At 65.8% G+C, this 17,239-nt stretch carries 18 protein-coding genes; 8 read left to right on the plus strand and 10 right to left on the minus strand.

What is annotated here, in order from left to right:
• Nucleotides 1-199 precede the first annotated feature (199 nt).
• From rpoD to QX108_RS30870, 4 genes are all read right to left on the minus strand, one after another.
• Complete coding sequence (rpoD, locus tag QX108_RS30855; protein WP_315724756.1) at nt 200-2,308, minus strand: RNA polymerase sigma factor RpoD; 2,109 nt, start codon at nt 2,306-2,308, stop codon at nt 200-202.
• Nucleotides 2,309-2,715: 407 nt separating this feature from the next.
• Nucleotides 2,716-4,722 carry a DNA primase gene (gene dnaG, locus QX108_RS30860; protein WP_315786149.1) on the minus strand — a complete coding sequence of 669 codons (2,007 nt, stop codon included), beginning with the start codon at nt 4,720-4,722 and terminating at the stop codon, nt 2,716-2,718.
• Between the two features lie 265 nt (nt 4,723-4,987).
• Complete coding sequence (locus tag QX108_RS30865) at nt 4,988-5,398, minus strand: gamma-glutamylcyclotransferase family protein (protein ID WP_315786151.1); 411 nt, start codon at nt 5,396-5,398, stop codon at nt 4,988-4,990.
• Between the two features lie 35 nt (nt 5,399-5,433).
• Nucleotides 5,434-6,258, minus strand: coding sequence for a transglutaminase-like domain-containing protein (locus QX108_RS30870; protein WP_172109878.1), 825 nt, complete (start codon nt 6,256-6,258; stop codon nt 5,434-5,436).
• Between QX108_RS30870 and QX108_RS30875 the strand changes: the two genes are divergently transcribed.
• Nucleotides 6,248-6,481, plus strand: coding sequence for a hypothetical protein (locus QX108_RS30875; protein WP_315724748.1), 234 nt, complete (start codon nt 6,248-6,250; stop codon nt 6,479-6,481). The genes QX108_RS30870 and QX108_RS30875 overlap by 11 nt on opposite strands.
• 17 nt (nt 6,482-6,498) lie before the next feature.
• On the plus strand, nt 6,499-7,302 hold the full coding sequence (locus QX108_RS30880; protein WP_315786154.1) for an N-formylglutamate amidohydrolase: 804 nt from the start codon (nt 6,499-6,501) through the stop codon (nt 7,300-7,302).
• A gap of 4 nt (nt 7,303-7,306) precedes the next feature.
• On the opposite strand, the gene QX108_RS30885 is transcribed toward QX108_RS30880, so the two are convergent.
• Nucleotides 7,307-8,716, minus strand: coding sequence for a PLP-dependent aminotransferase family protein (locus QX108_RS30885; protein WP_315724745.1), 1,410 nt, complete (start codon nt 8,714-8,716; stop codon nt 7,307-7,309).
• Nucleotides 8,717-8,802: 86 nt separating this feature from the next.
• Here QX108_RS30885 and QX108_RS30890 point away from each other — a divergent pair, with 86 nt between their 5' ends.
• The 3 genes from QX108_RS30890 to QX108_RS30900 all read left to right on the plus strand — a co-directional run bounded on the left by QX108_RS30890 (nt 8,803) and on the right by QX108_RS30900 (nt 10,490).
• Nucleotides 8,803-8,946 (plus strand): DUF1127 domain-containing protein, encoded by a 144-nt coding sequence (locus tag QX108_RS30890; protein ID WP_172109882.1) that lies wholly within the window; start codon nt 8,803-8,805, stop codon nt 8,944-8,946.
• A gap of 25 nt (nt 8,947-8,971) precedes the next feature.
• Entirely contained in the window at nt 8,972-9,808 is an 837-nt protein-coding gene (locus tag QX108_RS30895) for a PhzF family phenazine biosynthesis protein (RefSeq protein WP_315786158.1), read from the plus strand.
• A 97-nt stretch (nt 9,809-9,905) separates the two neighbouring features.
• Entirely contained in the window at nt 9,906-10,490 is a 585-nt protein-coding gene (locus QX108_RS30900; protein WP_315786161.1) for a Uma2 family endonuclease, read from the plus strand.
• 31 nt (nt 10,491-10,521) lie between these two features.
• Here the strand turns inward: QX108_RS30900 and QX108_RS30905 are convergent, their stop codons facing one another.
• Entirely contained in the window at nt 10,522-11,142 is a 621-nt protein-coding gene (locus QX108_RS30905; protein ID WP_172109885.1) for a LysE family translocator, read from the minus strand.
• Between the two features lie 128 nt (nt 11,143-11,270).
• On the opposite strand from QX108_RS30905, the gene QX108_RS30910 reads away from it, so the two are divergent.
• Nucleotides 11,271-11,585 carry a metalloregulator ArsR/SmtB family transcription factor gene (locus QX108_RS30910; protein ID WP_315724739.1) on the plus strand — a complete coding sequence of 105 codons (315 nt, stop codon included), beginning with the start codon at nt 11,271-11,273 and terminating at the stop codon, nt 11,583-11,585.
• On the plus strand, nt 11,578-12,114 hold the full coding sequence (locus QX108_RS30915; protein ID WP_315786166.1) for an SRPBCC family protein: 537 nt from the start codon (nt 11,578-11,580) through the stop codon (nt 12,112-12,114). Before QX108_RS30910 ends, QX108_RS30915 begins: the two co-directional genes overlap by 8 nt.
• Before the next feature lie 6 nt (nt 12,115-12,120).
• On the opposite strand, the gene QX108_RS30920 is transcribed toward QX108_RS30915, so the two are convergent.
• The 4 genes from QX108_RS30920 to QX108_RS30935 form a co-directional block, all read right to left on the minus strand.
• A complete protein-coding gene (locus tag QX108_RS30920) occupies nt 12,121-12,543 on the minus strand; it encodes a hypothetical protein (RefSeq protein ID WP_315724735.1) in 423 nt (140 codons plus the stop codon).
• Nucleotides 12,544-12,660: 117 nt separating this feature from the next.
• Nucleotides 12,661-13,437, minus strand: coding sequence for a DUF2189 domain-containing protein (locus tag QX108_RS30925; RefSeq protein WP_315724733.1), 777 nt, complete (start codon nt 13,435-13,437; stop codon nt 12,661-12,663).
• Nucleotides 13,438-13,607: 170 nt separating this feature from the next.
• Complete coding sequence (locus QX108_RS30930) at nt 13,608-15,215, minus strand: acyl-CoA synthetase (RefSeq protein WP_315786169.1); 1,608 nt, start codon at nt 15,213-15,215, stop codon at nt 13,608-13,610.
• 138 nt (nt 15,216-15,353) lie between these two features.
• Nucleotides 15,354-15,809 carry a GatB/YqeY domain-containing protein gene (locus QX108_RS30935; protein WP_315786171.1) on the minus strand — a complete coding sequence of 152 codons (456 nt, stop codon included), beginning with the start codon at nt 15,807-15,809 and terminating at the stop codon, nt 15,354-15,356.
• Nucleotides 15,810-16,001: 192 nt separating this feature from the next.
• Between QX108_RS30935 and carA the strand changes: the two genes are divergently transcribed.
• Nucleotides 16,002-17,198 (plus strand): glutamine-hydrolyzing carbamoyl-phosphate synthase small subunit, encoded by a 1,197-nt coding sequence (gene carA / locus QX108_RS30940; RefSeq protein ID WP_315724727.1) that lies wholly within the window; start codon nt 16,002-16,004, stop codon nt 17,196-17,198.
• The last annotated feature ends 41 nt before the right edge of the window (nt 17,199-17,239 follow it).

A 17,239-nucleotide genomic window follows, 5' to 3' on the forward strand; every position in this document is an offset into this window, starting at 1 on the left:
GGGGGCAATACGATCATGCGCCCTTCCGCAGCGCAGTCGGCTCCACGTCGGTCGCCGTCATGGGACCAGCTCCAGTGCGCAGGCTGGGCCCCCCCTGGCCTTCACGAGCCGCAAGCAAAAACGGCGAACTTTTCGGTCCGCCGTCCTGGTCTGATGGATTGCCGGGTCAAGCCCGGCAATGACAACTGGGGGTAAGCGATCAGTTGTCCAGGAACGACCGCAGCTTCCGCGACCGCGACGGATGCTTCAGCTTGCGCAGCGCCTTCGCCTCGATCTGACGGATGCGTTCGCGCGTGACCGAGAACTGCTGGCCGACCTCTTCCAGCGTATGATCGGTGTTCATGCCGATGCCGAAGCGCATGCGGAGCACGCGCTCTTCGCGCGGGGTGAGCGAGGCCAGCACACGCGTCGTCGTCTCGCGCAGGTTCGACTGGATGGCGGCGTCGATCGGCAGAATCGCGTTCTTGTCCTCGATGAAGTCGCCGAGATGGCTGTCCTCTTCGTCGCCCACCGGCGTCTCGAGCGACAGCGGCTCCTTGGCGATCTTGAGGACCTTGCGCACCTTCTCCAGAGGCATGCCGAGCTTCTCGGCGAGCTCCTCGGGCGTCGGCTCGCGGCCGATCTCGTTCAGCATCTGGCGCGAGGTGCGGACGATCTTGTTGATCGTCTCGATCATGTGCACGGGGATGCGGATGGTGCGGGCCTGGTCGGCGATCGAGCGGGTGATCGCCTGCCGGATCCACCAGGTGGCGTAGGTCGAGAACTTGTAGCCGCGGCGGTACTCGAACTTGTCGACCGCCTTCATCAGGCCGATGTTGCCTTCCTGGATCAGGTCGAGGAACTGCAGGCCGCGGTTGGTGTACTTCTTGGCGATCGAGATCACGAGCCGGAGGTTGGCTTCCACCATCTCCTTCTTGGCCTGACGGGCCTCTCGCTCGCCCTTCTGCACCGAGTGCACGATCTTGCGGAATTCGCCGATCTCGAGACCGGTGAGGGCGGCCAGCGACTGCACCTCCTGGCGCAGGTCCTTGATGCGGTCCTTCTCGTAATGGACGAAGTTCTTCCAGCCCTTGGCCGACAGCTTGGAGACGCGGTTCAGCCAGCGCGGATCGAGCTCCGAGCCCTGGTAGTTGCGCAGGAAATCCTCACGGGCAACGCCGTGGGAGTCGGCGAGACGCATCAAGCGGCTCTCGAACGAGACCAGCTTCTTGTTGATGTCGTAGAGCTGCTCGACCAGTGAATCGATGCGGGCCTGGTTGAGGCGCAGCGACTTCACCTCGACGATGATCTCGTCCTTGAGCTTCTTGTACTTGCGCTCCTGCGACGGCGACAGCGACTCGCTCTGCAGCTGGTTGGCGATGTCCTGCTCCTGCAGGCGGCGCAGCTTCTTGTACTCGGACGCGATCTTGTCGAAGGTCTCGACCACCTTCGGCTTCAGCTCGGCCTCGATGGCCGCGAGCGACATCTGGTTCTCGAACTCGTCGTCGTCCATGTCGGCTTCGGCCGCCGCCTCGCCCGGATCCTTCTCTTCGGCCGGCGCGCCGTTCGGCGCGGCACGGAACGGCGTCGCCTGCTGCGGCGCTGCCGGCGGCGCGACCGCCGCCTGGATCTCGCCGCCCTCGGCCGCGGCACCTTCGCCATTGGCGGGCGCTGCGATCTGCGGGTTCATGCCGCCCTTGGCCTCCGGGCCGGCATAGGTGGCTTCGAGATCGATGATGTCGCGAAGGAAGATCTTGCCTTCGTTGAGCTCGTCGCGCCAGATGATGATGGCCTGGAAGGTCAGCGGGCTTTCGCAGAGCCCTGCGATCATCGCCTCGCGGCCGGCCTCGATGCGCTTGGCGATCGCGATCTCGCCCTCGCGCGAGAGCAGCTCGACGGTGCCCATCTCGCGCAGATACATGCGCACGGGATCGTCGGTGCGCTCGCCGGGCTCCGACTTCTTGACCTCGGTGACGGCCTTCTGGGTGATCTCGACGAGCTCGTTGTCGGTCTCGTCCTCGCCGTCGTCCTTCTCCTCGGACTCGTCGGCCTCCTCGGCCTCGGTCACGTTGATGCCCATGTCTGACAGCATCGACATGATGTCTTCGATCTGTTCCGGCGAGGTGGTGTCGGAAGGCAGCACTTCGTTGAGCTGATCAAAGGTCACGAAGCCGCGCTTCTTGGCCTGCTTGATCATCTTCTTGACGGCGGCGTCCGACAGGTCGAGCAACGGCGAAGGCGCGTCGGCGGAGTCCTTTTCGGGAGCGTCCGCGGCCTTGTCGTCCTTTTCCTTGTCCTTCACCTGCAGCGTCTTTGCCTTCGTGGCCATTCATTGCTCCCGAAACGCGCCCGCTTCGCCCGTGGCATCGTAGCCCTTGGCATCGCGGCGCCCGCCTGCTCTACTCAAACTGTTCTCGACGCGGAAAGGGCGGCGCACACTGACGTCGCCACCCCAAAGGTCTGTCGCTGGTGTCGTCCCGTTTTGGACCGGCGCGCGTTTCTTGCAAAAGCGATACCGGTTTTGCAATCGAATCCGGCGCCCAATTACCGGCGTGGTATCCGACAGCGAAACCAACCCATCACTTGCAGAAAATGCCCCGGACCTCTTAAACTTCGATTAACCCTGTTTTTGCAGCCAAACCATGGATTTGGCGAGTCTTTTCGCGCGGACCTGATCCCGCTCGGGGAGACCGGGCCGAAATGTGCTCGTCCATGACAGGGCGCCGGGCCCGATTTTCACACGTTGCGATTGGTACGCCCGGACAGTTCCCCGAAGCCTTCGATCAGCGCCTCGGTGCCGTCCATCTCGGCCATCCTGGCCTTCACGTCCCTCAACCAGCCCATGTTCGGCTCGCTCGGCTCCTCGCCCAAGGCCAGCTCGGCATCCTTCAATTCCCTAAGTAAGGAGTGCCATTGCCGATGCAAGGCGACGAGCTGGTGCCAGGTCGCAAGAACGTCATCGCGGGCGGCGCCGGGCTTGGCGGCCCACACGGCCGCGGTCGTGATCGCCCGCTCAACCCTTTGAAGAAGCTCGGAAAAGCCTCCCTTCTCCAGGTCGGAGCGCATCTTCTCCGCCTGCTCGTCCGGGTCAGGCGAATGATGGTGGTCGTGGGCGAAGGCGGCGATGATCGCGGCGCGCAGCTTATGCGCCTCGGGATGGGCGAGTTCCAGCGCTGCGACCTCCTCGAGGTGGTCGTGCAGGATCCAGGGATGGTTGATCAGGCACTGCAGGATCAGCGCCTCGCGGCGCGAGATCGCCGAGCGCTGGCCGCGCATGATCGGGCTCATCGCGAGCTGCGGGCTCGCCACCTGGTAGGGCCCGCGGGACATCGCCAGGCCTGTGGATGGCGGCCCGCCGCGACGGCCGCCGCCTGTGGATAACCGTCCCTGCTGTCCGGAACCGGGACCGCGGGGGGCAAACCGGCGTCCTGATTCGGCACCGTTGCCGCGGCCGAAGCCCCTCCCGCCGTCGGGGGCGAAGGCCCGGTACAGCCGGTCGCTGAGGTCCTGCTTGTAGTAACGACGTACCACCTCGTCGGCGATGCCGCCGGTGAGCTGGCCGATCCGCGCCTCCAGCGCGGCGCGCCGCTCCGGGGTGGTGAAGCTGCCGCCCTCGATCTCGCGCGACCAGATCACCTCGGCGAGCGGTTTTGCGATCTTGAGCACCTCCTCGACGGCGCCGCGGCCGCCGGTGCGGACGAGGTCGTCGGGGTCCTGGCCCTCGGGCAGCAGGGCGAAGCGCAGGCTCTTGCCGGGCTTGAGCAGCGGCAGGGCGATATCGGCGGCGCGATGGGCCGCCTTCTGGCCGGCGCGGTCGCCGTCGAAACAGAGGATCGGCTCGTCGACCATCTTCCAGATCAGCGCGAGCTGGCTCTCGGTCAGCGCGGTGCCGAGCGGCGCCACGGCGCCAGCAAAGCCGGCCGCGACGAGGGCGATGACGTCGACATAGCCCTCGACCACGATCATTGGCGCGCCATTGTGCGCGGCCTGGCGGGCGTTCGGCAGATTGTAGAGGTTGTCGCCCTTGTGGAAGAGCGGCGTCTCCGGCGAATTGAGATATTTCGCCGGCACGTCCTTCTGCATCGCGCGGCCGCCGAAGGCGATGACGCGGTTGCGGAGATCGGTGATCGGGAACATCACGCGGTCGCGGAAGCGATCGTACGGCACCGGGATGTCGTCGCCGCCGACCAGCAAACCGGCCTCGACCATGTCGTTCACTGGCACGCCCTGGGCACCGAGATATTCCTTCAGCGCGAAGCGATCCGGCGGCGCGTAGCCAAGCCGGAACTGCAGCTGCGTCTGCGGCAGGATCGCGCGATCGGCGAGATAGCCGCGGGCGCGGGCACCATGCCTGGAAGCCAGCGTGTCGGCGAAGAATTTCGCCGCCAGCTCCATGACGTCATACAGCGTCTTGCGCTGCCGCTCCTGGCGCGCCGCATCGGGCGTGACCGCCGGCAGCGCCAAGCCGGCAATCCCCGCCAGCCGCTCAACAGCTTCGGGAAAGCTGCAGCCCTCGGTCTCCATCACGAAGTCGAAGATGTTGCCGTGCTTGCCGGAGGAGAAGTCGTGATAAAACCCCTTCTGGTCGTTGACGTAGAAGGACGGCGTCTTCTCCTGCTGGAACGGCGACAGCCCCTTCCACTCCCGCCCGGCCTTCTTGAGCTTCACGCGCTTGCCGACGACATCCGACACCGGAAGCCGGGCGCGCAGCTCATCGAGGAATTCGGGCGTGAAGCGAGCCATGGGCGGCGGGGTGGTCCTGTTCTGGTGGACTTACGCATATAGGCAGCCGGGTACGAAATGTGAACTTCCTCGGCCTTGTCCGGGCTATTCACAGCCCCCGTTCTCCTCTCGTCATTCCGGGGCGCCCGCAGGGCGAGCCCGGAATCCATAGCCACCAACAGCTAAGAGGCGCGACGGCCGCGCCGCCTGCGTGCCTCCGTGCGGTTCGTGGTTATGGATTCCGGGCCCATCGCTACGCGATGTCCCGGAATGACGGCGGAGAGGCCTACGGCGCCAGGAAGCGTCCGGAAGTGATGCGGGCGGCTTCGTCCACCGGCCAGTTGTAGACATAGGTCCAGGCCTCGAGGACCGAACCGTCCGCCAGCGTCACGCCGAGATGCTGGCGCAGATATTCGGTCGGCTGTTCGAACCCCTCGCCGCAAGCCTCGTACATGTCGAACTCGCGCAGCATCGGCGCGGGCTGGTGCAGCCGGAACAGCTCGCCGTGAACCACATCGTTTGCATCCTCCGACAGCACGAGGCCGGGATAATGCTGGATGCGGTAGAGCCGGCCGCGGCAGTGCGCCTCAGCGACGAAATCGGCATTGGCCGACAGCAGCCGCGCCATCGGATGGTCGAAGCCGCGCATCAAGGTGCCGTAGACGAACAGGAGATCGGCGGTCGGATCGGAGCTCATGGCCCTGCATAACCGTCCCGGCGCGGCAAGGCCAGCTACGCCGCGCCGCGGGCGGGCACGATCTCGTCGCTGACGACGTGGAATTTGGTCAAGGTCATCCGGCCGAACGAGGTCGACAGCGCGACGTCGGCGGCGTCGCGCCCGGTCGCCATCAGGATGCGGCCCATGCGCGGCACGTTGTGGCGGGCATCGAAGGTGTACCACTGGCCGGAGAGATAGACCTGAAACCAGCCGGAGAAGTCCATCGGATAAGGCTCCGGCGGAATGCCGATGTCGCCCATGTATCCGGTGCAGTAGCGCGCCGGAATCCCCATGCAGCGGCACAGGGTCAGCGCCAGATGCGCGAAGTCGCGGCAGACGCCGGTGCGCTGCTGATAGACGTCATGTGCCGATTTCATGTGATGGGCGTGCTCGTAGCCGAAGCTGACATGCTTGTGGACGAAGTCGCAGATCGCCTGCACACGCGCCCAGCCCGCCGGCGCATTGCCGAACAGCGACCAGGCAATGTCGGTGAGCTTGTCGGTCTCGCAGTAGCGGCTCGGCATCAGGTAGAGCAGCAGCTCGTCCGGCAGTTGATCGATCGGCATCTGCTGCGCGGAGGGATCGACGATATCGGGCAATCCGGAATCGCGCACGATGGCGCTGCCGTGGAAGGTGACGCCGCCGGCCGGCGCCACCAGCCGTCCGCACAGATTGCCGAAGCTGTCATTGTAGAACTTGATCGGCACGCTGGGCTCGGTCGTGATCGTCTCGGTACCGACGATGTCGGGAAGACGCGACGGATGGATCGACAGCATGATCACCATGGGCGTCGCCGCAGGCGCTGTGTAGGCGATCTCGAACCCGACCTTGATCTCCATCGATTCCCCCTTGCGCCTGTCTGCCTCGCGGCGTGTTCATCGGTTTCAGCAGATCGGCCGCGCCGGCACCATGCGGCGCTTCCCACAGAAGCGGCCGGATCCGGCGATTTCAGGCCTTGTGATCGCCTCTCAGGATCGGCATCGTCATCGAATCATCATCGCGGTTTTCGGCCATGCAATCCAGATTCACCTCTGCTCAATTGCAGTTCGTCATGCCGCCTGAATGAGCAGCAATTGATCATGAAGCTTCCCGACGCGACCGATACAGCAAGACTCCTTCAAGGCGACGAAGTTCCGCCGGTCTACGAGCAGAACGCCGATGGCGCCTCGGCACTGGTCTTCACCTGCGACCATTACGGCAGGCTGCTGCCGCGCGCGCTCGGCGATCTTGGCCTCGACGAGAGCGAGCTGGAGCGGCACATCGCCTGGGACATCGGCATCGCCGCCGTCGCCGAGCAAGTGTCGCGCGCGCTCGATGCGCATCTGCTGGCGCAGCGCTATTCACGCCTCGTGATCGACTGCAACCGCTGGCCGCAGGCGCCGAACGCGATTCCGATGATCAGCGAACGGACCACGATTCCCGGCAACGAGGGCCTGACGCACGAGGACGCCGAGCTGCGGCGCCGCGCGATCTTCGCTCCCTATCACGACCGCATTACCGCCGTGCTCGATGCGCGCAAGCAAGCGGGACGCCCGACCATCCTCGTTTCGCTGCACAGCTTCACGCCTGTGTATGCGGGGATTGCGCGGCCCTGGCACATCGGCACGCTGTATCAGCACGACAAGGTGCTGCCGCCGCTGCTGTTGAAGGCGTTGCGCGCAGAGCCGGACCTCGTCGTCGGCGACAACCAGCCCTACGCCGTCGGTGACAACACCGACTACACCATTCCGGTGCACGGCGAGGGCCGCGGCCTGATCAATTCCGGCATCGAGATCCGGCAGAACGAGATCGCAGAGCCCGAGGGCCAGCAACGCTGGGCCGAGCGGCTGATCCGCATCCTCGGCGAGATCGAAGTCGAGCTGCGCGGCAAGGGGCTCGCTTAGCAGCCTATTCCGTCATGTCCGACGCGTCGTGATGCGACAGCAGGCCGGCGAGCCGCCACAGCGCCGTACGCAGGTCGTCGTGGCTGGGCAGGCCGAGCGCGAGCCTGACAGCATTGGGTGAATGGCCATGCGCCACCGCGAAGGCGCTCGCCGGCGTGATCGCGATGCCCGCGCGCGCGGCCGCGGCCGTCAGCGCCTCGGCGCGCCAGCCCTCCGGCAGATGCAGCCAGACGTGATAGGAGCGTGGGTCGGCGTCGATGCGATGGCCCGCGAGACATTCGGCGACGATCGCCTGCCGCACCACGGCATCGGCGCGCTTGCGCCGGGTGATCTCGGCCGCCGTGCCGTCGGCGAGCAGCCCCATGCCGGCTGCCAATGCGAGCGAGGTCACCGACCATGCGCCGGTGCGCACGGTTGCGGCGAATTTCTCGCGCAGATGCGAGGGCACATAGAGAAAGCCGACGGCAATGCCCGGCGCAAGGCGCTTGGCGAGGCTGTCGACGATGATGACGCGCTCCTCGGCCTGCGCAGCCAGCGAGACCTGATCGCTGAGGAAGCCGTAGACGAGATCCTCGATGATCATCAGATCGTGCTTGCGCACGAGCCGCACGATCTCTTCCCGCCGCGCTTCGCTCATGGTCAGTCCCAGCGGGTTCTGCATGACCGGCTGGATGTAGATCGCGTTCAACGCGCTGGTGCGATGCGCCTTGGTCAGCGCGTCCGGGCGAATGCCCTCGGCGTCCATCGCCAGCGGCACCAAGGTGACGCCGAGCCGCGCGGCGATGCCCTTGATCATCGGATAGGTCACGGCCTCGACGCCGAGTCGGCCACCGACCGGCACCAGGGCCGAGATCGCCGCCGCCAGCGATTGCCGGCCGCTGCCGGCGAACACGAAGTTCTCCGCACGCGGACGCCAGCGCTCCCCGGCGAAGAACGCCGCGGCGGTGCGCCCGGCCTCGATCAGGCGGCGCTGCGTGATCGGGGCCAGCACCGGCGCGAGCTTCTCGGGCCGCTGCCAGACCGTCATCGATTTCGCGATCATGGCCGCCTGATCGGGCAGCGTCGGAAAATTGAACTCGAGGTCGATGCGGCCGTCGAACGGCTCGAGCCGCAACGAGGACGGCACCGGCACCGGCTCACCGGCGACGAAGGTGCCACGGCCGACCTCGCCGACCACGAGACCCCTGCGCAATAATTCGGCATAGACGCGGGCTGCCGTGGATGCGGCAATTCCCCGCTCATAGGCGAACTGGCGCTGCGGCGGCAGCCGGTCGCCGGCCTTCAGCCGGCCCTGCGCGATGTCCTCGGCGATGTCGTCCACCAGGGTCGTATACGAAGCATTCATGCTATATTGCACCGAGAGCAATGTTTCGATTGCACCGAGATATGTACTGCGCGATTGCTCTTCGAACAACGCAATCGAAGACCAATAGGTGATTCATGGCATATTCCCTGGCGCAGCGTTGGGCAACTCCGCAAGTTGCCCACGGAAAGAGCAATTTGCTCCAGGTCCCCCAGCTGTGGCTGCAGCGTCTGTTCTGGCGTTCGGAGCTCGCGCTGCTCGACTCCGAGCAGATGCGCGACTGCGGGCTCGATCCGACCGTCGTTCATGAGGAAGCCAACAAGCCGTTCTGGCGCGACTGAGCAGGACCTCCAGGAGAACACCGCAATGCCGACGCTTCCGTTTCAACAAGTCGACGTGTTCTCCGCGGTCCCGTTCAAGGGCAACCCGCTTGCCGTGATCGCCGAGGCCGACGGCCTCGACGAGGCGGCGATGCAAGCGATCGCCAACTGGACCAACCTGTCCGAGACGACCTTCCTGTCGCGTGCCCAGGATCCGGGCGCTGATTACCGCGTGCGCATCTTCACGCCCCAGCGCGAGCTGCCTTTTGCGGGCCATCCGACGCTCGGCTCGGCCCACGTCTGGCTGGCGCTCGGCGGCCGGCCGAAAGGCGAGCATGTGGTGCAGGAATGCGGCGCGGGCCTCGTGCGCATCAAGCGTGACGGCGATCGCCTCGCTTTCGCAGCGCCGCCGCTGCGCCGCTCCGGCCCCGTCGATGCCGAACTCACAGCCAAGATCGCGGCCGCGCTCGGCATCAAGCCAGAGGCAATGCGCGCCGTGCAGTGGGCCGACAATGGTCCGGGCTGGATCGGCGTGCTGATCGAGTCGCGCCAGGATCTGCTCAACATCCGTTTCAATATGTCGGCCCTGTCGCAGCAGCCGATCGGCGTGGTCGCGCCGTGGGACGCTGCGCGCGATGGACACGACGCCCAGTTCGAGGTCCGTGCCTTCACCTGGAGCGGCGTCGAGGACCCCGTCACGGGCAGCCTCAATGCAAGTCTGGCGCAATGGCTGATCGGTGCCGGAATTGCTCCGAAGCAATATGTCGCCGCTCAGGGCACCGTCCTCGGCCGCGCCGGCCGCGTTCATGTCGCGCAGGACGGCGACACGATCTGGATCGGCGGTGACGTCGCCCCGGTGGTGAAGGGCGCGATCGGCCTGTAGGTCCCGAGCAGCGTGTTCGGCAAGGCGGACGGATGGCGAGCCGTGCTTCCGCCAGCCGACGGGCTCGCCTATACTTCGACCGAGCAGGCGCTCTCGCATGAACATCAAGGTCGATCCGGCGGCGGTCACGCCCGAACAGTTCTTCTCCTGGGTGACGGCGCAGGACGAGCGCTATGAGCTCGTCGACGGCGAGGTCGTCATGATGGCCGGCGCCGGCCGGCGGCACGACGCGATCGTCGTCAACCTGACGGCGGCACTGCACGCGCAGACTCGCGGCGGTCCGTGCCAGACCTTCACGGGCGATACCTATGTGATCACGTCGCCTTCGACCCGGCGCATACCCGATCTCGGTGTGGATTGCGGCAAGCCCGACGAGGACTCGCTGGTGGCCGACCGACCGGCTCTTCTGGTCGAGGTACTATCGCCGACCACCGGCGGCTTCGATGTGACGGTGAAACTCGCGCAGTATCAGTCCCTGCGCTGTCTCGACTACATTCTGTTCGTCGACACCGACAGCCCCAACGTCCATCTCTACTCACGCGGTGCAAACGGCGCCTGGACGGACGTCGTGCTCAGGGGGATTGAGGCGGTCATTCAGTTGTCGAAGCTGAACGTCACGCTCGAGCTTCGCGACGTCTACGCCGGCTTGGAGTTTCGGCCGCGGCCGCGGCTCGTCGAGTAAGCGCCATATCCACCGCTGGTGGAGTGGAGCCTCACCGCGCCCGCGTCAGCGCCAACCAGACGCCGCCGCCGATCATGAAGCCGCCGGAGATTCGCGACACCAGGCGGGTGCGCCTGGCCGAGAACAGCTTTCGCGCGCGCCCGGCGAGCAGTGCGTAGACCGCATCGGTCAGGCCCGCGACCACCATGAAGGTGACGCCGAGCAGCGCGACCTGCGGCACGTGATCCCGGCTCATGTCCATGAACTGCGGCAGGAAGGCGCCGAAGAACACCATCACCTTCGGGTTGGACAGCAGCACCAGCAGGCCCTGCAGGAAGAAGCCGCCGCGCGGCGGCGGAGGCGGCGCCTCGCCTTCGGCGATGCCTTCGACCGGCGAGCGGATCAGCTGGATGCCGAGCCACACCAGATAGGCGGCACCGATCAGGCGCACCCATTCGAACCAGTAGCCCATCGTGGCCATCAGCGTCGTCAGGCCCATCGCGACGATGCCGATAGCAATCGCGAGCCCCGTCTGGACGCCGGCGATATTGATCAGCGCGGCGCGCGTTCCATGGCGCAACCCGTTGGCGATCAGGAGCGTGACGACGGGGCCAGGCAGCAGCGCGAGGCCGATGCAGGCGGCGATGAAGGCGAGATAGACTTGCAGGGACATGAGGCGCCTCTATGCGAGTGACGTGACGACTAATGCATGACGCGCCGGCCGATGGAAGCGCGGTATGGCGATCGCGCCGGACATCGCAGGAGTTGACATGCAACCATTTAGTTGCGTATCGTCGCCCCATGGACGAGGTCTTCAAGGCGCTGGCGGATACGTCGCGGCGGGCGCTGCTCGACCGGCTGCATGCGCGGAACGGCCAGACCCTGACCGAACTCTGCGACGGCCTCGCCATGACGCGGCAGGCCGTGACCAAGCATCTGACGATCCTGGAGACGGCCAACCTGGTGACGACGCGCCGGCACGGCCGCGAGAAGCTGCATTTCCTCAATCCGGTGCCGATTCATCAGATCGGCGAACGTTGGATCAGGAAATTCGAGCGGGCGAAGCTGGTCGCGCTCGACGAATTGAAGAAGCGATTGGAGGAAGGCGATGACTGAGACGAGCCGCGCGGTCGACATCTCCAAGTTCAAGCCGGAGACCGTCTACACCATCTACATCGCCGCCAGCCCGGAGAAGGTTTGGGAGGCGCTGACCTCGGCGGAGTACAGCCGGCGATATTTTTTCGGATTCGCCGTCGAGGCGGACCTACGCGCCGGCGGCGCCTTCATCGTCCGTGCGCCCGACGGGTCCGAGCACATCAGCGGCGAGGTGATCGTCTGCGAGCCGCCGCATCGGCTGACCATCACCTGGGACGTCAACTGGCCCGGCCTCGTGGAGGCGCTCGGCCGCACGCTGGTCACCTACGAGATCGAAGCAGCCGGCGAGGCCGTCCGTCTCACGATGACCGAAGCGCATGAGCGGCCGCTGTCGGACGACGTTCTATCCGGCGGGCGCCAAGGCTGGCCGACGATCCTGTCGAGCCTCAAGAGCCTGCTGGAAACAGGGAAGCCACTCGCCGTGAAAACGTCGCCGCCGGCGCGCATGCTTGCGGCCTTGAAGCTGCTGGGCGTCGCGTTGCCCGGTTAGCCGAGCCTAAGACACCGCAGCGATCTGCGGGATGCATGCCAGCACGCCGCCGACCTGGACCGCGTTGCTGAACATGCCGGCCCAGTGCAGCCAGCGCAGCCGGCGAATGGCCTTCGCGTCTCCGGCGTCGCGGTCGCGGATGCGCGCATCCATCCGCTCCAGGAACCAGCGGCGCGATAGCAGCGCGAAGCCGGCAATCAGCCCGATGCCGAACGCCAGACCGGGTCGTCCGTCGGCCAGCACGGCGAGCATACCGATGCCGCCGGCGATGGCCAAAGCCACAAAGTAGGAGTCGAACATGCCGCGCAGCAGCCGCGTCACCGGCACGATGTCGAGCCGCACCAGCAGAAAAGCCGGCGCGGCCAGCAGCAGATAGAACATCGGCAGCAGCAGGATGATGGTCGCGAACAAGGCGATGTTGTCTGGCATCATCCTTCCCCGGTGGATTGCACTGGCGGGACCGCTGACGGCCCGCCGCGCTTTGCACCAAGTCTACGCGGCGGCGCGTTCGTCGGCCATGCAACCTTCGTCCGACCTGCTGTTCCGTCAGGCCGGCGCAACGATCCGGCGATAGAGATGCCATGTCGCGTGGCCGAGCACAGGGACGGTTACCAGCAGGCCGAGAAAGTACGGCAGCGCCGAAACGATCAGCAGCACGGTGATGACCGCAGCCCAGCCGATCATCGGCCCTGGACTGGTCACAACCGCGCGCACACTGGTGATCATCGCGGTCACGAAATCGACGTCGCGGTCGAGCAGCAGCGGAAACGACACCACCGTCAGCGAGAACAGCACCAGCGACAGCGCCGCGCCGTCGAGATTGCCGATCGCGAGAAACAGCAGACCCTCATTGGTGGTCAGCACCACCGTCATGAATTCCTTGATGCTGGAGAAGGAGGCGTTGAGCCCGAGCAGGAGCGCAATCAGCAGCCTGATCTGGTACATCCAGAGCACGAAGAAGAACACGGTGACGAACGCCATCCAGCCGATCTCGCCGCGCGAGGTGACCGTGCGCAGAATGGCGCCATAGGAGATCGGCTGCCCCAGCTCGCGGCGGCGGCTGACTTCGTAGAGGCCGATCGCGACAAACGGGCCGATCAGCGCGAAACCTGCGGCGAGCGGATAGGCAAGATAGACCATGCCGAAAGCGGTCACGCACAGCACGATGCTGATGCCGCCGAGCACGTAGAGCAGGCCGAAAGCAAGGCCAAACAGCGGCTGCGCCTGGAAGTCCCGCAAGCCCTGCGTCAGGGCTTCGGCAATGTCGGCCGTGGTGATGCGGCGCACCACGGGATCGGTTCGTCCCGAGACGGATGCAGTCATCGGCGGTCCCTCCAAATTGTCTTTGTTGGGGGGATGCTAACAGCGGGAGGCCGGGGATTTCAATTTCAACTTGTAGGCAGGGGCGTGAAGGCGATTGCGCCTGACGATCGCCGTGCGCTCGCCTGCCTTCACACCGTCATGGCCGAGACTCAAGCGGAGATTGTTACCCCCTACCCCCGCGCCCGCAACTCCCGCCGCAACACCTTGCCGGTCGCCGTCATCGGCAGGCTGTCGGTGAATTCGACGTGTCTTGGATATTCATGGGCCGCCAGCTTCACCTTGACGAAGTCCTGGATCTCTCGCGATAGCGTGTCATTTGCAACGAAGCCCGGCCGCAGCACGATCCATGCCTTCACGGCTTCGGTGCGCACCGGGTCGGGAATACCGACCACGGCCGCGAGCGCCACCGCGGGATGCTTGAGCAGCGTGTCCTCGATCTCGGCCGGGCCGATGCGGTAGCCGGCGGAGGTGATGACGTCGTCCTCGCGGCTCGCGTACCAGAAATAGCCATCCTCATCCTGAGTGCCGAGATCGCCGGTGAGCAGCACGTCACGTGCGAACTTCTTGGCCGTCGCCTCGGGATTGCGCCAATATTCGATCATGGTGCAGGGATTGGGCTGACGCACGCCGATGATGCCTCTCTCGCCGCGCGGCAGCTCCTCGCCGCTGTCGTTGACGATCAGCACCTCGAAGCCCGGCGTCGCCTTGCCCATCGAGCCCGGGCGGATCGGGAACAGCTTAGCGTTGTTGCCGACGACGAGATTGCATTCGGTCTGGCCGTAGATCTCGTGCGCGTCGATGCCGAAGGTGGCACGCACCCAGTCGAGCAGCTCGGCGCCGAGCGACTCGCCGCCGGTGAGGATGCTGCGCAGCTTGACGCCGTCGTGCTTGACGTTCGCCTGCCGCATCAGCTTGAGCGCGGTGGGCGGCAGGAACACGTTGCGCACCTGATAGTCCGCCATCAGCTGCATCGCAGCCTGCGGCACGAATTTCCTGGCGCGATAGCCCACCACGGGTACGGCGTGATACCAGGCCGGAAACAGCGCATCGAACAGCCCGCCGATCCAGGCCCAGTCCGCCGGCGTCCACATCACGTCGCCGGGCTTCGGCAGGAAGCCGTGCACCATCTCGACATTCGGTAAGTGCCCGAGCAGCACGCGATGGGCGTGCAGCGCCCCCTTGGGGTTTCCGGTCGTGCCCGAGGTGTAGATGATGATCGCTGGATCGTCGCTCGACGTCGCCACGGTCGGGAATTGGTCGGAGGCGCGCTCCAGCGTCGGCCAGAACGGCCGCCCGCCGGTGCCGCCGCCATCGGTGACATAGATCGTCTTCAACTCCGGCAGCCGGTCCCGAATGCGCGCGAGCTTCGCGAGGCCCACGGCGTCGGTGACCACGACCTTGGCGCCGGAGTTCTGCAGGCGGAATTGCAGCGCGTCCTCGCCGAACAGCGTGAACAGCGGCACGGAGACCAGCCCGGCGCGGAAGGCGGCGAGATGGACGATCGGGAGTTCCAGGGATTGCGACAGGAACACCGCGACGCGGTCGCCCTGCGCGAGGCCATCGGCCTTCAGCACATTGGCGAACCGGCAGGAGGCCTCGCGCAGCTCGTCGAACGACACGCGCCGCGCGTCGCCATCCTCCTCGACGACGATCAGCGCCAGACGATCCGAGCCGTCGGCGTGGCGATCGCAGGTCGCGACGGCGATGTTGAACTGCGCCGGGATGTCCCAGCGGAAGTCGCGATAGAGCTGATTGTAGTCGGACGTTTCCTTGAGCACTGTTTTTCTCCGTCATGGCCGGGCTTGTCCCGGCCATCCACGTCTTTCTGCTCGTGCAGTCTTAAAGACGTGGATGCCCGGGACAAGCCCGGGCATGGCGATGTGGCGGTCGTGGTTCTCAAATCGGCGGCAACAGGCTCAGCCTGTCAACGCCGCCTTCACCAGGGCGCTCGCCTTGGCGAAATCCATCTGTCCCGTGTACTTCGCCTTCAGCACGGCGATCACCTTGCCCATGTCCTTCATGCCGGCCGCGCCGGTCTCGACCACCGCGGCTGAAATCGCCGACTTCATCTCGTCCTCGCTCATCTGCTTCGGCAGGTAGGCCGAGATGACCGCGATCTCCTCGCGCTCGCCGGCGGCGAGCTCGGCACGGCCGCCCTTCTCGTACAGCTCGACCGATTCCTGGCGCTGCTTGATCATCTTCTGCAGCACCGCGAGCACATCGGCGTCGGTCAGCGGCGGCTTGCCCTCGCCGCGCGCGGCGATGTCGGCGTTCTTCAGGGTCGAGTTGACCATGCGAAGGGTGGAGAGCTTGCGCTCGTCCTTGGCCTTCATCGCCTCCTTGACCGCATTGTTGATGTCGTCGCGCAGCATGATCTCGCCCTCGTCAATTCCGTTGGCGGCTGGTCTAGGCGGTTCGTCCCCGCGAAACAACTCGGTTCCGCATCCGTTCCGGTCGCCGATGCTGAAAATGGGCCATTCTCCGCGCAAATTGACCGAAATCGCGTGTGAATCGGCCGCTTCCCGCTTTGACGCCGGGCGCTTGCCCCACTATGTAGGGGCCTCATGACACACATCGATAATGACGCCGCCTGGCCGGACCATAAACCGACCGCGCTCCTCGTGCTCGCCGATGGAACGGTGCTGGAAGGCTACGGCCTCGGCGCCGAAGGCCACGCCGTGGGCGAGGTCTGCTTCAACACCGCGATGACCGGCTATGAGGAGATCCTGACCGATCCCTCCTATGCCGGCCAGCTCATCACCTTCACCTTCCCGCATATCGGCAATGTCGGCACCAACGACGAGGATATCGAGACGGTGAACATGGCGGCGACGCCGGGCGCGCGCGGTGTGATCCTGCGCACCGCGATCACCGATCCCTCGAACTACCGCGCCACCCGCGATCTCGACCAGTGGCTGCGCGCCCGCGGCATCATCGGCCTGTCGGGCATCGATACGCGCGCCTTGACGGCGCTGATCCGCTCCAAGGGGATGCCGAATGCGGTGATCGCGCATTCGAAGACCGGCACATTCGATCTCGACGCCCTGAAGAAGGAAGCGCGGGAGTGGCCGGGGCTGGAAGGCATGGACCTCGTGCCGATGGTCACCTCGGCGCAGCGCTTCACCTGGGACGAGACCCCCTGGGTCTGGAACGAGGGCTTTGGCCAGCAGGCGAAGCCGGAGTTCAACGTCGTCGCCATCGACTACGGCATCAAGCGCAACATCCTGCGGCTGCTCGCGGGCGTCGGCTGCAAGGTGACGGTGGTGCCGGCGACGACTTCGGCCGAGGACATCATGGCGATGAAGCCGGACGGCGTGTTCCTGTCGAACGGCCCGGGCGATCCCGCCGCGACCGGCAAATATGCCGTGCCCGTCATCCAGCAGGTGATCGCCTCGGGCACGCCGACCTTCGGCATCTGCCTCGGCCACCAGATGCTCGGCCTGGCGGTCGGCGCCAAGACCAAGAAGATGCATCAGGGCCATCACGGCGCCAACCATCCGGTCAAGGACGAGACCACCGGCAAGGTCGAGATCACCTCGATGAACCACGGTTTCGCGGTCGATCAGGACACGTTGCCGTCGGGTGCGACGCAGACCCACATCTCGCTGTTCGACGGCTCGAACTGCGGCATCGCGCTGGAGGGCAAGCCGGTATTCTCGGTGCAGTATCACCCGGAAGCCTCGCCCGGCCCGCGCGACTCGCACTATCTGTTCCAGCGCTTCGCCGAGCTCATGCGCGAGAAGAAGCGTAGCGCGGCGTGACGCCGCGCTGACTGAGGGATATCGAATGCCCGGGCCGCTCC

This window comes from Bradyrhizobium sp. SZCCHNR1002, from assembly GCF_032381435.1.
In the GTDB taxonomy this organism is placed as follows: domain Bacteria; phylum Pseudomonadota; class Alphaproteobacteria; order Rhizobiales; family Xanthobacteraceae; genus Bradyrhizobium; species Bradyrhizobium aeschynomenes.

Excerpts from the sequence above, each read along its gene's own strand:
- rpoD (WP_315724756.1), bottom strand. The coding sequence starts at position 2,308 with ATGGCCACGAAGGCAAAGACGCTGCAGGTGAAGGACAAGGAAAAGGAC.
- dnaG (WP_315786149.1), bottom strand. The coding sequence starts at position 4,722 with ATGGCTCGCTTCACGCCCGAATTCCTCGATGAGCTGCGCGCCCGGCTT.
- QX108_RS30865 (WP_315786151.1), bottom strand. The coding sequence starts at position 5,398 with ATGAGCTCCGATCCGACCGCCGATCTCCTGTTCGTCTACGGCACCTTG.
- QX108_RS30870 (WP_172109878.1), bottom strand. The coding sequence starts at position 6,258 with ATGGAGATCAAGGTCGGGTTCGAGATCGCCTACACAGCGCCTGCGGCG.
- QX108_RS30880 (WP_315786154.1), top strand. The coding sequence starts at position 6,499 with ATGAAGCTTCCCGACGCGACCGATACAGCAAGACTCCTTCAAGGCGAC.
- QX108_RS30895 (WP_315786158.1), top strand. The coding sequence starts at position 8,972 with ATGCCGACGCTTCCGTTTCAACAAGTCGACGTGTTCTCCGCGGTCCCG.
- QX108_RS30900 (WP_315786161.1), top strand. The coding sequence starts at position 9,906 with ATGAACATCAAGGTCGATCCGGCGGCGGTCACGCCCGAACAGTTCTTC.
- QX108_RS30905 (WP_172109885.1), bottom strand. The coding sequence starts at position 11,142 with ATGTCCCTGCAAGTCTATCTCGCCTTCATCGCCGCCTGCATCGGCCTC.
- QX108_RS30910 (WP_315724739.1), top strand. The coding sequence starts at position 11,271 with ATGGACGAGGTCTTCAAGGCGCTGGCGGATACGTCGCGGCGGGCGCTG.
- QX108_RS30915 (WP_315786166.1), top strand. The coding sequence starts at position 11,578 with ATGACTGAGACGAGCCGCGCGGTCGACATCTCCAAGTTCAAGCCGGAG.
- QX108_RS30920 (WP_315724735.1), bottom strand. The coding sequence starts at position 12,543 with ATGCCAGACAACATCGCCTTGTTCGCGACCATCATCCTGCTGCTGCCG.
- QX108_RS30925 (WP_315724733.1), bottom strand. The coding sequence starts at position 13,437 with ATGACTGCATCCGTCTCGGGACGAACCGATCCCGTGGTGCGCCGCATC.
- QX108_RS30935 (WP_315786171.1), bottom strand. The coding sequence starts at position 15,809 with ATGCTGCGCGACGACATCAACAATGCGGTCAAGGAGGCGATGAAGGCC.
- carA (WP_315724727.1), top strand. The coding sequence starts at position 16,002 with ATGACACACATCGATAATGACGCCGCCTGGCCGGACCATAAACCGACC.